12 protein-coding genes and 2 pseudogenes are annotated in these 14,414 nt (G+C 66.4%); 12 read left to right on the forward strand and 2 right to left on the reverse strand.

Translation table 11 applies throughout. The features are described 5' to 3' along the window. The first annotated feature begins 333 nt into the window (after positions 1–333). Genes NJ69_RS19775 through NJ69_RS19790 form a run of 4 tightly spaced genes read left to right on the forward strand, consistent with a single transcriptional unit; the run spans position 334 to position 3,996 of the window. Positions 334–1,212, forward strand: a complete 879-nt coding sequence (locus tag NJ69_RS19775) for a TauD/TfdA dioxygenase family protein (RefSeq protein WP_369811541.1) — start codon at positions 334–336, stop codon at positions 1,210–1,212. An 18-nt stretch (positions 1,213–1,230) separates the two neighbouring features. Then, positions 1,231–2,250, forward strand: coding sequence for an ABC transporter substrate-binding protein (locus tag NJ69_RS19780; RefSeq protein ID WP_039582487.1), 1,020 nt, complete (start codon positions 1,231–1,233; stop codon positions 2,248–2,250). 6 nt (positions 2,251–2,256) lie between these two features. After that, positions 2,257–3,120, forward strand: a complete 864-nt coding sequence (locus NJ69_RS19785; RefSeq protein ID WP_039582488.1) for an ABC transporter ATP-binding protein — start codon at positions 2,257–2,259, stop codon at positions 3,118–3,120. A gap of 12 nt (positions 3,121–3,132) precedes the next feature. Next, positions 3,133–3,996: an ABC transporter permease gene (locus tag NJ69_RS19790; protein WP_039582489.1), complete on the forward strand. Its 864-nt coding sequence runs from the start codon at positions 3,133–3,135 to the stop codon at positions 3,994–3,996. 12 nt (positions 3,997–4,008) lie between these two features. On the opposite strand, the gene NJ69_RS19795 is transcribed toward NJ69_RS19790, so the two are convergent. Then, positions 4,009–4,563: a WYL domain-containing protein gene (locus NJ69_RS19795; protein WP_039582490.1), complete on the reverse strand. Its 555-nt coding sequence runs from the start codon at positions 4,561–4,563 to the stop codon at positions 4,009–4,011. Positions 4,564–4,768: 205 nt separating this feature from the next. Here NJ69_RS19795 and NJ69_RS19800 point away from each other — a divergent pair, with 205 nt between their 5' ends. The 8 genes and pseudogenes from NJ69_RS19800 to NJ69_RS23280 form a co-directional block, all read left to right on the forward strand. Next, on the forward strand, positions 4,769–5,581 hold the full coding sequence (locus NJ69_RS19800) for a tetratricopeptide repeat protein (protein ID WP_029615221.1): 813 nt from the start codon (positions 4,769–4,771) through the stop codon (positions 5,579–5,581). A 91-nt stretch (positions 5,582–5,672) separates the two neighbouring features. After that, entirely contained in the window at positions 5,673–6,116 is a 444-nt protein-coding gene (locus tag NJ69_RS19805) for a MarR family winged helix-turn-helix transcriptional regulator (protein WP_039582492.1), read from the forward strand. Then, positions 6,113–8,200 (forward strand): FUSC family protein, encoded by a 2,088-nt coding sequence (locus tag NJ69_RS19810; protein ID WP_039582495.1) that lies wholly within the window; start codon positions 6,113–6,115, stop codon positions 8,198–8,200. Before NJ69_RS19805 ends, NJ69_RS19810 begins: the two co-directional genes overlap by 4 nt. Then, positions 8,197–8,409 (forward strand): DUF1656 domain-containing protein, encoded by a 213-nt coding sequence (locus tag NJ69_RS19815; protein WP_029615220.1) that lies wholly within the window; start codon positions 8,197–8,199, stop codon positions 8,407–8,409. Before NJ69_RS19810 ends, NJ69_RS19815 begins: the two co-directional genes overlap by 4 nt. Further along, positions 8,406–9,281: an efflux RND transporter periplasmic adaptor subunit gene (locus NJ69_RS19820; protein ID WP_039582496.1), complete on the forward strand. Its 876-nt coding sequence runs from the start codon at positions 8,406–8,408 to the stop codon at positions 9,279–9,281. The genes NJ69_RS19815 and NJ69_RS19820 overlap by 4 nt, the downstream gene beginning before the upstream one ends. Then, a complete protein-coding gene (locus tag NJ69_RS19825; RefSeq protein ID WP_039582498.1) occupies positions 9,278–10,696 on the forward strand; it encodes an efflux transporter outer membrane subunit in 1,419 nt (472 codons plus the stop codon). Before NJ69_RS19820 ends, NJ69_RS19825 begins: the two co-directional genes overlap by 4 nt. Before the next feature lie 226 nt (positions 10,697–10,922). Beyond that, positions 10,923–12,032, forward strand: a pseudogene (locus NJ69_RS23275) (Cache 3/Cache 2 fusion domain-containing protein); the annotation flags it as partial. Between the two features lie 291 nt (positions 12,033–12,323). After that, positions 12,324–12,899, forward strand: a pseudogene (locus tag NJ69_RS23280) (methyl-accepting chemotaxis protein); the annotation flags it as partial. A 6-nt stretch (positions 12,900–12,905) separates the two neighbouring features. Here the strand turns inward: NJ69_RS23280 and hglS are convergent. Then, positions 12,906–14,291 (reverse strand): 2-oxoadipate dioxygenase/decarboxylase HglS, encoded by a 1,386-nt coding sequence (gene hglS, locus NJ69_RS19835; protein WP_039582501.1) that lies wholly within the window; start codon positions 14,289–14,291, stop codon positions 12,906–12,908. Positions 14,292–14,414 lie beyond the last annotated feature (123 nt).

A 14,414-nucleotide genomic window follows, 5' to 3' on the forward strand; every position in this document is an offset into this window, starting at 1 on the left:
AGATCTTAAGTGAACAGCATTACGCGCCATCACGGCCGTATAAACCCTGAATCATGCGGGGCCGCATAGCATCTGGGAGCGGCCTTGCGTCGCGATTGGACCGCAGAGCCGTCCCGGCAATGGCACGTGATCATGGTTGTATGCATATTCTTTAAAGGTATTTAAATTTTCATTCTTATGACTTTATAGTTTGCCCCACTGCGTACCTGCCGACCAATCGGCGCGCCGCACGACTCGAACCCACACGGCAAACCCGTGCGGTCATGAATCGATGCGCGCCCTTTGACGTCGCGCACTGCGTGGGAGTGAACAATGTCAGCCGCCTTGAACGCTGTGTCGACCATCCACAGCGCACCGCCGCAAGCCTTCGAGATTCGTCCTTTCAGCGGCGCCGTCGGTGCCGAAATCGTTGGGCTGGATCTGTCCCGCCCCGTCAATGCCGACGACTTCCAGCGTATTCACCGCGCCCATCTGGATCATCACGTGCTGGTGTTTCGCGAGCAGCGCATCAGTCCCGACCAGCAGATCGCGTTCAGCCGCCGTTTCGGTGAGCTGCAGATCCACGTGCTCAAACAGTTTTTGCTGCAGGGCCATCCCGAGATTCTCATCGTCTCCAACATCGTCGAGGACGGTCGCAACATCGGCCTGGGCGATGCCGGCAAGTTCTGGCATTCCGACCTCTCCTACAAGGAACTGCCGAGCCTGGGCTCGATGCTGCACGCCCAGGAACTGCCCAGCGAGGGCGGCGACACCCTGTTCGCCGACATGCACAAGGCCTGGGACGCCGTTCCCCAAGCGTTGCGCGACGTGGTGCAGGGCCGCAGCGCTGCCCACTCCTACACCGCGCGTTACGCGGAAACCAAGTTCGAAGGCAATTGGCGCCCGACCCTGACGGCCGAGCAGTTGGCCCAGGTCAACGAGGTGGTTCATCCGATCGTGCGGACCCACCCGGAAAATGGCCGCAAAGCGTTGTTCGTCAGCGAAGGCTTCACCACCCGCATCGTCGGGCTGCCGGAGGACGAAAGTCGCGATGTGCTGCAGCAGCTCTACGCCCTCAGCGTGCTGGAGCACAACCTGTATCGCCATCGCTGGCAGCCCCATGACCTGGTGTTCTGGGACAACCGCTCGCTGATCCACCTGGCCACCGGCTGTCCTGCTCACCTGCGGCGCAAGCTGTACCGCACCACCATCCAGGGCGACGCCCCGTTCTGACTGTCGAGGATCTTCATCATGCGCACCTCCATCGGCCGCCTGGCGGCCACTATCGGCCTGGGCATCAGCCTGGTCATCGGCGGTCTTGCGGTTCCCAGCCTGGCCCAGGCCGAAGGCAAGATTCGCATCGCCGAGCAGTTCGGCATCGTCTACCTGCTGCTCAATGTGGTCCGCGACCAGCAACTGATCGAGAAGCACGGCAAGGCCCAAGGCATCGATATCCAGGTCGACTGGGCGCAGTTGTCCGGCGGCGCTGCGATCAACGACGCGCTGCTGTCCGGCTCGGTGGACATCGCCGGTGCCGGCGTCGGCCCGCTGCTGACCGTCTGGGACCGCACCTACGGGCGGCAGAACGTCAAGGCGGTGGCCTCGCTGGGCAACTTCCCTTACTACCTGGTCAGCAGCAACCCCGAGGTGAAGACCATCGCCGACTTCTCCGCCAAGGATCGCATTGCCGTGCCGGCGGTAGGCGTCTCGGTGCAGTCGCGCTTCCTGCAATACGCCGCCGCCAAGCAATGGGGCGACAAGGAATACAACCGCCTGGACAAGTACACCCTCGCGGTGCCGCACCCCGATGCCGCCGCTGCACTGTTGGCCGGCGGCACCGAACTCAACGGACATTTCTCCAACCCGCCGTTCCAGGACCAGGAGTTGGCCAATCCCAACGTGCACGTGGTGCTCGACAGCTACGACCTGCTCGGCCCCAACTCGCCGACGCTGCTGTTTGCCACCGAGAAATTCCGCCAGGACAACCCCAAGACCTACAAAGCCTTCGTCGATGCGCTGGCCGAGGCCGCCGACTTCGCCCAGCGCGACAAAGCGGCTGCCGCCGACACCTACCTGCGCGTGACCAAGGCCAAGATCGACCGCGACGCGCTGATCAAGCTGATCGACAACCCGCGCTACGAGTTCACCGTCACGCCGAAGAACACCTACCCGCTGGCCGAGTTTCTCTATCGGGTCGGCGCCCTCAAGCACAAGCCCGCGTCGTGGAAGGACTACTTCTTCCAGGATGAGCGGCCGTTGCAAGGGAGCTGACCGATCATGACCGCCCCTTTGCCAGGCCACGCGGCCAGCAACCTGCGCCGTGTCGACAGCCCGACGTTGCTCGCGGTGGATAACCTGAGTCTGGAGTACCGCACCCCGCAGCGCGTGGTGCGGGCCACCCACCAAGTCAGTTTCGAGGTCGATCGCACTGATCGATTCGTGCTGCTCGGCCCTTCCGGGTGCGGCAAGTCCACCCTGCTCAAGGCAGTGGCCGGCTTCATCGAGCCGCGCGAAGGCCACATTCTGCTCAACGGCCAGCCCGTCAAAGGGCCTGGGCCAGACCGCATCGTCGTGTTTCAGGAGTTCGACCAACTGCCGCCCTGGAAGACGGTGAAGCAGAACGTGATGTTCCCCCTGTTGGTCTCTGGGCAGCTCAAGCGCGGCGAAGCCCATGATCGCGCGTTGCATTACCTGGAGAAAGTCGGTCTGGCGGCGTTCGCCGATGCCTACCCGCATACGCTGTCTGGCGGCATGAAGGCACGCGTGGCGATTGCCCGGGCGCTGGCCACGCAGCCGCAGATCCTGCTGATGGACGAGCCATTCGCCGCCCTGGATGCACTGACCCGCCGCAAGATGCAGGAGGAACTCTTGCTGCTGTGGGAGGAGGTGCGCTTCACCTTGCTGTTCGTCACCCACTCCATCGAAGAGGCGCTGGTGGTGGGCAACCGCATCTTGCTGCTGTCGCCGCATCCAGGGCGGGTGCGGGCCGAGGTGCACAGCCACCAGTACCATCTTGGCAGCCTGGGCGGCAGCGACTTCCAGGCCAGCGCCCGGCGCATCCACCGCCTGCTGTTCGACCAGGCCGGCGAGCCCGAGCCTGCTGCGCCGCTGGGCTTCAACGACATCCGCATCGCCTACTGACAGGAGCTGGATATGAGCACGACGTCTGCGCGTCAGGAATACGAAGTGGCGCTGCAACCGCTGCCAGGGCTATCGCTGCACCGTGAGCTGCCGCTGGCCCAGCGCCTGTGGCAGCAAGCCTGGATACGCAAGGGCCTGATCCTGCTGTTGCTGGCGGTGATCTGGGAAGCGGTGGCGCGCTACACCGACAATGACCTGCTGCTGCCCACCTTCGGGCAAACCGCAGCGGCCTTGTGGGATGGCCTGGCCAGTGGCGAGTTGCCGGCCAAGGTCGCGGTGTCGCTGGTGGTGCTGCTCAAGGGCTATGTGCTGGGGATCGTGCTGGCATTCGGGTTGACCAGCCTGGCGGTCTCGACCCAGTTCGGTCGCGACCTGCTCGGCACCCTGACCTCGATGTTCAACCCATTGCCGGCCATCGCTCTGCTACCGCTGGCGCTGCTGTGGTTCGGGCTGGGCGACAACAGCCTGATCTTCGTGCTAGTGCACTCGGTGCTGTGGGCCCTGGCGCTGAACACCTATGCCGGCTTTCTGGGCGTGTCCGAGACCCTGCGCATGGCGGGGCGCAACTATGGCCTGCGCGGGCTGCGCCTGGTGCTGCATATCCTGGTGCCGGCGGCGCTGCCGTCGATTCTGTCGGGGCTGAAGATCGGCTGGGCTTTCGCCTGGCGTACGCTGATCGCGGCCGAGCTGGTGTTCGGCGCCAGCAGCGGCAAGGGCGGCCTGGGCTGGTACATCTTCCAGAACCGCAACGAGCTGTACACCGACAAGGTGTTCGCCGGGCTGGCGGTGGTGATCCTGATCGGCCTGCTGGTGGAGGGGCTGGTGTTCAACACGCTGGAGCGGCTGACCGTGCGCCGCTGGGGCATGCAGCGCTGACGGCAGCGCGTTTCAGTCGCGGTAGCGTGCTGCCGCGCTGGCGAGGATACGGCCGATTTCCTCGCGCAGCGCCTGGGGCAGTTCCACCATCAGATCGTCACCCTGGCCCAGCAGCCACCAGCGCAGCGGCGCGTCGTCGCTGACCGTCGCGCGCAGGCGGTGACCCTGCTCCAGCGCGGTCAAGTGCATGTCCGCGCCCAGCGGCGTTTCGCGCAGCCGTCGCGCCAAGGCGTCGCTGACCCAGGCTTGCAGCGCCAGGCCTTGGCCAGGCGCGGCCTTGAGCGGATCGTCACGCAGATAGTCCAGCAGGTCGAAATGGCCGCGCAGCTCGCCTGCGCTGGCTGACCAGTGCCAGCCGAACGGGATGCTCTTGTCGTTGCGCTCGAGCGGGAAGATCAGTGACAGCTCATTGAGGTCACGTTCCACGGTGCGCTTGCTGACCGTGAAGCCCACGTCGCGCAGGCGCCACACCAGTTCGGCACTGGTGACCCCGGGCGAGCGGCTGGGCAACTGGCGCAACAAGGCCCACTGGCGACTAAGGGTGGCGCGGGTTGTGGCGAACGGCAAAGGTTAACGTCCTTGTCTAGGCTTGCGACAAATAGCATGGCGGGCGCGGTGCGGGATGGCAATTCGCTACTTTGCGCTGAGATCAACAAACCCGCTATTTGTTGCGTGCGCGCAGATCGTTCGCGACAGGTTTTGTCGTATCGTCGCGCAGAATCGCCTCATCACAGTCGAGGTCGGAACTGTGGGCCGTTCAATGAGGATGAACATGTCTGCTGCCAGCAATATCCATTCGCTGCTTGCCCGCCTTCTGCCCGAGCATGTGGTACCGGTGCCCGCCATCCCACGTCGGCACCTGCGTGCGTTTGCCGGGGTGGGGCTGCCCACCCAATGGGCATTGCTGGGCGAGCGCTCGGCCTTGGTCAGTCGTCTGGACGAGGCGGTGGATGTGCAGGCGATCTACAGCGACCTGCGGCATCAGGCGCTGCAAGGCAACGCGGCGGTGCTCAACGACCTGGGCTGGATCTGGCTCAATGGCCGCTACTGGCGCGCGGACACCGCACTGGCCAGCCATCTGCTGCGCATGGCGGCGTTGCAGGGCAATGCGGCGGCCTGGTTCAACCTTGGCCAGCAGCATTACTTCGGCAAGGGCGTGGCGGTGTGTTACGCCAATGCCGCCGAGTACTACCGGCATGCCTTCGAGCGCGGCCTGTCGCATGCGGCCGCAGCGCTGGGCGATCTTTATGAAGAAGAGGTGTGCGAGACCGACCAGCCGTGGCAGGTGGACCCGGTTCAAGCCTACGGCTGGTTCCTGCGCGGTGCTCAGCGTGGCGAGGCGCGTTGCCGGTTCGAGGTGGGCTACCGGCAGTTGCATGGTTTGCATGTGCCGGCGGACATCAAGGCCGGGCTGTACTGGCTGGAGCTGGCGGCCGGCGCCGGGGTGATGCAGGCCGCCGAGGAGTTGGCCGTGCACTTCAGCCGGCGCGACGCCTCACGCTACCTGGCCTGGCGCGACCAGGCGATCGGGCTGGGCAGCACGCTGGCCTTGACCATGAAGCTGGAGGATCAGGTGCAGACCTGAACACGCTGTTCATCGCCTCCGGTTGACGACGGGGGGAGGGGCGGGCGTATATTGATAGTTAGCAAACTATGATTACCCTCGGTTTCCCCTGATGACACTCGACGCACTGCACTTGAAAGTCAGCAGCGGCCTGGTGGTTGCCGCCCGCCACTGGCGGCGCATCTGCCACGCCGCGCTGACCGGCTACGGCATTTCCGAGGCCTGTGCGGTGCCGCTGCTGATGATCGTGCGCCTGGGCGATGGCGTGCATCAGGTGGCGGTGGCGCAGGCCGCTGGGCTGGAAAGTCCGTCGCTGGTGCGCCTGCTCGATCAATTGTGCAAGGCCGGGCTGGTCTGTCGCAGCGAAGATCCCCTGGACCGACGCGCCAAGGCCCTGAGCCTGACCGCCGAAGGTCGCACGTTGGCCGAATCCATCGAAGCCGAACTGGTCCGCCAGCGCCGCGACGTGCTGCACGGCCTGCCGGCCGACGATCTGGAGGCGACCCTGCGGGTGATCCGCGCATTCGAAACCGCCGGCTCGGGCAGCGCGTCATGAAGCACTTCTTCAGCTCGGTGCCGCCGGCGCGCGACTGGTTCTACGGCGTACGCACCTTCGCCGCGTCGATGATCGCCCTGTACATCGCCCTGCTGATGCAACTGCCGCGTCCCTACTGGGCGATGGCCACGGTGTACATCGTCTCCAGCCCGTTCGTCGGGCCGACCAGCTCCAAAGCCCTGTACCGCGCCGTCGGCACCCTGCTCGGCGCCGCTGGCGCGGTCCTGCTGGTGCCGCCGCTGGTGCAGTCGCCGCTGCTGCTGAGCATCGCCATCGCCCTGTGGACTGGCACCTTGCTGTACTTGTCGCTGAACCTGCGCACAGCGAACAACTACATGTTCATGTTGGCCGGCTACACCTTGCCGATGATCGCCCTGGCGGTGGTCGACAACCCGCTGGCGGTGTTCGACGTGGCGGCCTCACGCGCCCAGGAGATTTGCCTGGGCATCGTCTGTGCGGCCGTGGTGGGCGCGATTTTCTGGCCCCGGCGCCTGGCACCGGTGGTAGTCGGCGCCACGGGCAAGTGGTTCGCCGAGGCCATCCGCTACAGCGACCTGTACCTGAGCCGCGACGCCGCTGCCGAACAGGTCGGCGCCCTGCGCAGCTCGATGGTGGCCACCTTCAACAGCCTGGAGTTGATGATCGGTCAGCTCGGCCACGAGGGCGCGGGACCGCACACGCTGAAGAACGCCCGCGAACTGCGCGGGCGGATGATCCATCTGCTGCCGGTGATCGACGCCCTTGACGATGCCCTGGTGGCCTTGCAGGGCCGCGCCCCGGTGCAGTACGCGCAGCTCGAAGCGTTGCTGGCCGACGCCCGCGCCTGGCTCGAAAGCACCGCCGACGATCCCTCGATCGGGCGCTGGAGCGCCCTGCACGTGCAGATCGAGCACCTGCAGCCCGACGCCGAGGCGCTCGATCAGCGCCAGGCCTTGCTGCTGTCGAACGCGCTCTACCGGCTGAGCGAATGGATCGACCTCTGGCAGGACTGCTGCACCCTGCAGCACGCCCTGCGCGACGATGACGCGCGGCCCTGGCGGGCGGTGTACCGGCACTGGCGCCTGGGCCGTCTGACGCCTTTCTTCGACCGCGGCCTGATGCTCTACTCGGTGCTCTCCACCGTGGTCGCCATCGTCGTCGCCTGTGGCCTGTGGATCGGCCTGGGCTGGGCCGACGGCGCCAGCGCGGTGATCCTCGCCGCCGTCGCATGCAGCTTCTTCGCCGCGATGGACGACCCGGCGCCGCAGATCTACCGGTTCTTCTTCTGGACGTTGATCTCGGTGATTCTCTCCAGCCTGTACCTGTTCCTGGTGCTGCCCAACCTGCATGATTTCGCCATGCTGGTGCTGGCGTTCGCCGTGCCGTTCATCGTCATCGGCACCCTGACCGTGCAGCCGGCCTTCTACCTGGGCACCTTGCTGACCATCGTCAACACCTCGAACTTCATCAGTATCCAGGGCGCCTACGACGCCGACTTCTTCACCTTCGTCAATTCCAACCTGGCCGGCCCCGTGGGGCTGCTGTTCGCCTTCATCTGGACCTTGGTGATGCGCCCGTTCGGCGTGGAACTGGCCGCCAAGCGCATGACCCGCTTCGCCTGGCGCGACATCGTCGAGATGACCGAGCCGGCGACCCTGGCCGAACAGCGCAAGGTCGGCGTGCAGATGCTCGACCGCCTGATGCAGCACCTGCCGCGCCTGTTGCAGACCGGCCAGGACACCGGCACGGCGCTGCGTGACCTGCGCGTGGGGTTGAACCTGCTGGACCTGCTGGCGTACTTGCCGCGTGCCGGCGACGACGCCCGCGCGCGCCTGCGCACGGTGATCGAGGAAGTCGGCGCCCACTACGCCGCGTGCCTGCGCAGCGGCGAACGCCTGCACGCGTCGGCGGCGCTGCTGCGGCACATGGAGCGGGCGCGTCTGGCCTTGGCCCAGGATCGACTGAACGAGCGCGGCGAGCCCCGGGTCCATCTGCTGCATGCCCTCTCCGGTTTGCGCCTGTCGCTGCTGCCGGGTGTCGAGGTGATGCTCGAACCGGACGCGCAAGCGCAACTGCCCCCTGCCATCGATGGAGCACCGCTGTGATTGGCGAAGTGGATATCAGCGGAGTCTTCCTGCCTACGCTGCTGGTGATGATGCTGGGCACCTATGTGGTGTTCCTGGGCCTGCACGCGGTGCTGGTGCGCCTGCATTTCTACCGCCTGGTCTGGCACCGGGCGCTGTTCAACGTTGCTCTCTACGCCGTGCTGCTGGGCGCGGTGGATCACTTTTGTCGAAGCCTGATGCTGCCATGAAAAAACCGTTGTTGACCTTGGGCCGCGTGGTCCTGACTTTGCTGGTGGTGACCCTGGCGGCCGTGCTGGTCTGGCAGATGGTCGTGTACTACATGTTCGCGCCCTGGACCCGCGATGGGCACATCCGTGCCGACGTGATCCAGATCGCCCCGGACGTGTCCGGGTTGATCCAGCAGGTGAGCGTGCGCGACAACCAGGTGGTCAAGCGCGGCGACGTGTTGTTCACCATCGACCAGGACCGTTTCTCGCTGGCCTTGCGCCAGGCCCAGGCGAGCCTGGCCGAGCGCCAGGAAACCCTGGCCCAGGCCGCCCGCGAAACCCGACGCAACCGCAAGCTGGGCAACCTGGTGGCCGCCGAGCAGCTCGAAGAGAGCCAGTCGCGTGAAGCCCGTGCCCGCTCGGCGGTGAGCGAGGCGCAGGTGGCGGTGGACATCGCCAAGCTCAACCTCGAGCGCTCGGTGGTGCGCAGCCCGGTGGACGGTTACCTCAACGACCGCGCTCCGCGCGCCCACGAGTTCGTCACCGCAGGCCGAGCCGTGCTGTCGGTGGTCGACAGCACCTCGTACCACGTCGACGGCTACTTCGAGGAAACCAAGCTCGGTGGCATCAACGTCGGTGACGCCGTGGACATCCGCGTGATGGGTGATGACACGCGCCTGCGCGGGCATGTGCAAAGCCTGTCGGCGGGCATCGAAGACCGTGACCGGGTCAGCGGCGCCAACCTGCTGCCCAACGTCAATCCTGCTTTCAGTTGGGTGCGCCTGGCCCAGCGGATTCCGGTGCGCATCGCCTTCGACGAGGTGCCCGCAGACTTTCGCCTGATCGCCGGGCGCACCGCGACGGTCTCGATCGTCGAAGGGCAGCGGCCATGAAACGCCTGATGCTCACGGTCCTGGCGCTGGCACTGGGTGCTTGCACCACGGTCGGCCCCGACTACCACGTGCCCGCCGACGCCGCCGTGCAGCGCAGCGACCTGAACGGTCCGTTGCGCGAGGATGCCAGCAGCGTGGTGTCGGCGCCGGTGCCGGACGATTGGTGGCAGTTGTATCAGGATCCACGGCTCAACGCGCTGGTGCGCCAGGCGTTGGCGGCCAACAGTCAATTGCGCGTGGCGGCGGCGAACATCGCCAAGGCCCGTGCCCAGGTGGAAGTGGCTGAGTCGCAGGGCGGTTTTGGCGCGGGCGCCAAAGCCGGTGCCCAGCGCCTGCAAGAGTCTGGCGAAGCCTTTCTGCAGCCGAATAAAGTGCCGGTGGCCAATATCGGCGAAGCGATCATCAGCGCCTCGTACCAGTTCGACCTGTGGGGCACGCTCAAGCGTGGCACCGAGGCGGCCAAGGCCAATGCCGATGCCGTCCAGGCCGCCGCCGACACCGCGCGCATCACGGTAGTGGCCGACGTGGTCAAGGCCTACACCCAGGTGTGCTCGGCCAATGAGGAATACCACATCGCCCGGCAATCGCTGGACCTGCAACAGCAGGGCGTGCAACTCAACCAGCGTCTGCGCGATGCCGGGCGCGGCGACGAGACCCTGGTCACCCGTTCGCAGACCCAATTCAAATCGTTGCGCGCCGAGTTGCCGCGCTTCCAGGCCGAGCGCGAGGCGGGCCTGTATACCCTGGCGGCACTGCTGGCCGTGCCGGTCGGCCAGTTGCCCGCCGGCACTGCCGAGTGCGCCGAACTGCCTCACCTGGCGCAACTGATTCCGGTGGGCGACGGCGCCGCACTGCTCAAGCGTCGGCCCGACGTGCGCCAGGCCGAGCGGCAGTTGGCAGCAGCCACGGCGAACATCGGTGTGGCGACCGGCGCGTTGTACCCGAACATCAGCTTCGGCGCGCAGATCGGCACCCTCGGCATCATCGACAACCTGGGCGAGCCTTCCACCAATCGCTGGGGCTTCGGCCCGCAGATCAGTTGGACGCTGCCCACCAACGGTACGCGTGCGCGCATCCGCGAGGCCGAGGCGTCGACCCAGGCCGCGCTGGCGCACTTCGACGGTGTGGTGCTCGACGCCCTGCGCGAAACCCAGACGCGGCTGGCGCAATACAGCGCTTTGCTCGAACGACGCGACGCGCTGGCCGATGCCGAACGCTCGGCCAAGGACGCCGCCGACCAGACTCATCGCCGTTACGAGGCTGGGCGCGAGTCGTTCCTGGCCGATTTGCAGGCCACCCGCGCGTACACCGATGTGCGTGGCCAGTTGGCTGCGGCCAACAGTCAGGTAGCGATGGGGCAGGTCGGCGTGTTCCTGGCGTTGGGCGGTGGTTGGAAAGCAGCGGCTGCGCCGTGAAGGCGCCGGCTTGACCGGTGAATCGCTGCGCGCTATTCGCCGCAAGTCGCCGACAAAGCCCGACGCAAAACGTTTGCGTATTCCCGCGTCCGACACTCAAGTATTCATCGGCGACGCCGATCTACTGGCACCAGCGTCCCGGAAGAGGACGCCCGTTCCCGTCGATAATAAAAGCGGGTGGTCAGCGTGATCAGGACGATCCCGGCCCCTTGCCAGGAGCTTCGCCATGCCTCGACCCCGTGCCCGGATCGCCTCGCAACTCGGTATCGCCCTCGCCATCGTGCTGGCGTTGGTGATCACCGGCAGTACCCTGTTCGCCCTGCGCTCGCTCGACGACGCCAACCTCGCCACCCGCCAGCAGCACTTGGGTAGCGAAGCGCGGCTGCTCGCCGATCAGCTCGATACCTTCCACGGCTCGCTCAAGGACAACACCCAGCGCCTGAGCGGGCTGTTCGAACGCCGCTTCGCCTCTGGCCTGAGGATTCAGGACGACCAGAGCGTGCAGGTCGCCGGTGTCGCCACCCCAGCGCTGTACCTGGGCGACCACCTGCTCAACAACGACCTGAGCATCGTCGATGAATTCCAGCAGATGACTGCCGGTATCGCCACGCTGTTCGTGCGCAGTGGCGACGACTTCGTGCGCATCGCCACCAACCTCAAGAAGCAGGACGGCAGCCGCGCCATCGGCACCCAGCTCGACCGCGCGCACCCGGCCTATGCGCGGCTGCTGGCCGGGCAGATGTACGTGGGCCGCGCCGTGCTGTTCGAGCGCAACTACATGACCCGCTACGTGCCGGTCAGCGACACCAGCGGTCGGGTGATCGCCGTGCTGTTCGTCGGCTTCGACTACACCGATGCGCAAAACGCCCAGTTCACCAACCTCAAGCGCTTCCGCATCGGCCAGACCGGCTCGCTGGCGCTGCTCGACAACCAAGGTCAGTGGCTGGTGCCGCCGGCGGGGGTGGCCGATACCCAGGCTGCGGCGACGGCCATCAAGGGCCTGGGGGCGCACGCGCAGTTCTGGAACAGCGGTGACCAGCGTTTCTTCAGCGTGGTGCAGCCGTTCGCCGAAGGCCCGTGGACCGTGGTGGCGAGCATGCCCGAGGCGGAAATCCGCGAAGTGACCTGGAGCGTCGGCCTGCGCCTGGCGATTGGCAGTCTGCTGGCCATGCTGCTGGCGGTGCTCGCCACCTTGTGGTTGCTGCGGCGCAAGCTGCGTCCGCTGGACGACCTGGTGCGCCAGGCCCAGGCGTTGGGCGCAGGCGACCTCAGTGCGCGGCTGACCCTGACCAGCGATGACGAGATCGGTCAGTTGGCGCGCAGCTTCAACCAGATGGCCGACGCCCTGGCGACCATGGTCACGCACATTCGCAGCGCCTCCGAACAGGTCAGCGCCCGCTCGCAGTCGTTGGCCGGATTATCGTCCGGGGCGTGCGAGGGTATGGAACAGCAGTCCGGCGAGATCACCAGCATGGCGGGTGCCGTGGAGGAATTCAGCGCCACGTCGATGAACATTGCCGAGAACATGGCGGGCACCGAGCGCATGGCCCAGGACAACGCCCAGCAGACCCGTATCGGGCGTTCGGCCATGGACCAGGCGTCCGCCTCGCTGCGGCAGATCGCCGAAGCGCTGGGCGGCACGGCGACGGTGATGGACAGCCTGGGTGCGCGTTCGCAGGAAATCGGCGGCATCGTCGGGGTGATCACCGCGATCGCCGAGCAGACCAACTTGCTGGCGCTCAACGCCGCCATCGAAGCGGCGCGCGCTGGCGAGCAAGGCCGCGGCTTCGCCGTGGTGGCCGATGAGGTGCGTGGCTTGGCGGCGCGGACCCGCCAGGCCACCGAGGAAATTTCCACCATGATCGCCAGCATCCAGCAGCAGACGGGTCAGGCGATCAGCACCCTGGAGCAGGGCAATCGGTTGATGCAGGATGGCCTGGAGCGCAACGACAAGGTAGCCCAGGCGCTGGCCCGCATCGACGAGCAGAGCCGTGCGGCGGGCGAGCAGTTCACCGTGATCAGCACGGCAACCCAGGAGCAGAGCAGCACCGCCAACCTGCTCAGCCGCAACCTGCAGAGCATCGCCCAGGCCAACAGTGAGCAGCATGACGTGGCCAACGAGCTGGCGGCGACGGCCCGGGAGCTGGAAGGGCTGGCCGAGCAGTTGCGCCAGGAAGTGGACCGCTTTCGCGTCGCCGGGTAAGGGCGGCTAGGCCAGGGTCACGCCCAGGGCCTGGGCGCAGGCCTGCAGCGAACGCTGTTCGGCCTGCGCATACAGGGCCAACTCGTCCAGCACCGCAAGGCCCAGCGCGGCCTCGAAGGCCTCGCGGTTGGCGTTGCTGCCGTAGTGGGCCTGTGCGTCGTCGCCCAGGTTCGACTGGAAGATCCCGGCGGCGCTGACCGGCAGGAAGTCTTCGTAGACCAGCGCTTCGAAATGCACGTGCCCGGCATCGATCAGACCTTGTAGCGTGTCAGGGCGATCCTGGCGGGTACGTTCGGCCAGGCCTTTTTCGGTGGCGAAGTAGCGGAAATAGGCCAGGCCCTGTTCGCGCATCTGCGCCAGGTCATCGGGGAACTCGGCGAAGTGGCTGGCCAGCAGCGTTCGATAGCGCTCGGCATTGGCCTCGGCGGGCACGCCGCCCAGGGCCGCGCGGGTGGCGTCGAGCAGGCGGTCGTAGAGCCTGCGGCCCTTGGCCGTGAGCGCCGCGCCGCGCTGTTCGATCTCGCCGAAACGTGCGGTGTGACTGCCTTGGGCATCGCTGAAGGCGACCGTTTCCTGCAGCGCTTTGAAGCTGGTCTGGCGCAGCAGGATCGGATGGCGTCGAGTGGGTGGGCCTTCGACCACGGCCTTGGGCGCGATGCCTTTGGCCGGCATGCCCGCCTGGATGGCGTCGATGTCCAGGGTGCGCGGCGTCAGGTGGTTGATGTGCGGGCCTTTGAAGGCCACCACATCGGCGATCAGGCGGTGCTGCTGGTGCAACTGCTGGTACTGCTCGGCGCTGACCGTCGCCTGCGGATGCCAGCGGAACGTGTGCAGGGCTTGCTCGACGAAGGTCTCGGCATCGGCGGCGCTCAGGCCGCCGTCGCGCTCGTGCTGGGCGATCAGTTCGAGTACGCGCGGGGTGAAGATGCTGCGTTTGGCCAGGATATCGCGGGCCAGCTCGCGCAGGCTGAGATCGTCGATCAGCTCCAGGCGCAGCAGCGAGGTGAAGACCCGGAACGGGCTGATGTGCAGCGATTGCTCGTGCACCGCGCGGAAGGCGGTGGAGTGCACCGGCACGCCCGCCGGGCTCAGGTCGTAATAGCCGACCGGCAGCATGCCCATGACCGCGAACAGTCGGGCGATGGTCGCCAGTTCCTCGGCCGTGCCGACGCGGATCGCGCCATGGCGCTCCTGGTCCAGACGCTCGATTTCGCCGGTCCAGCGCAGGGCCTGGGCCACGTCGGGCTGTTCGGCCAGGATCTGCTGGTTGACCTCGCTCACCAGCTCCAGCAGCGTGCCGTACAGCGGCACCTCTTCTTTGTACAGGCGCGACATGGCTGCGGAGAACTGCGTGCGAATGCTGTCGGGGCTGACGAAATGGTGGGCGGGCATCGCGGGGTTCCTGAAGGTGGTAGAGACCCTGACATGAAAGCGAGGAATGCACTTTCTCTACAAGCGAAAAAAAGTGCGAGGGTCATTCCTTTTTTGATCGAACCTGCTGCGCGGCCCAGCCCG

Source organism: Pseudomonas parafulva (genome assembly GCF_000800255.1).
Taxonomy (GTDB): Bacteria; Pseudomonadota; Gammaproteobacteria; order Pseudomonadales; family Pseudomonadaceae; genus Aquipseudomonas; species Aquipseudomonas boreofloridensis.

Excerpts from the sequence above, each read along its gene's own strand:
- NJ69_RS19825 (WP_039582498.1), top strand. The coding sequence starts at position 9,278 with ATGAAACGCCTGATGCTCACGGTCCTGGCGCTGGCACTGGGTGCTTGC.
- hglS (WP_039582501.1), bottom strand. The coding sequence starts at position 14,291 with ATGCCCGCCCACCATTTCGTCAGCCCCGACAGCATTCGCACGCAGTTC.
- NJ69_RS19805 (WP_039582492.1), top strand. The coding sequence starts at position 5,673 with ATGACACTCGACGCACTGCACTTGAAAGTCAGCAGCGGCCTGGTGGTT.
- NJ69_RS19810 (WP_039582495.1), top strand. The coding sequence starts at position 6,113 with ATGAAGCACTTCTTCAGCTCGGTGCCGCCGGCGCGCGACTGGTTCTAC.
- NJ69_RS19820 (WP_039582496.1), top strand. The coding sequence starts at position 8,406 with ATGAAAAAACCGTTGTTGACCTTGGGCCGCGTGGTCCTGACTTTGCTG.
- NJ69_RS19785 (WP_039582488.1), top strand. The coding sequence starts at position 2,257 with ATGACCGCCCCTTTGCCAGGCCACGCGGCCAGCAACCTGCGCCGTGTC.
- NJ69_RS19790 (WP_039582489.1), top strand. The coding sequence starts at position 3,133 with ATGAGCACGACGTCTGCGCGTCAGGAATACGAAGTGGCGCTGCAACCG.
- NJ69_RS19800 (WP_029615221.1), top strand. The coding sequence starts at position 4,769 with ATGTCTGCTGCCAGCAATATCCATTCGCTGCTTGCCCGCCTTCTGCCC.
- NJ69_RS19780 (WP_039582487.1), top strand. The coding sequence starts at position 1,231 with ATGCGCACCTCCATCGGCCGCCTGGCGGCCACTATCGGCCTGGGCATC.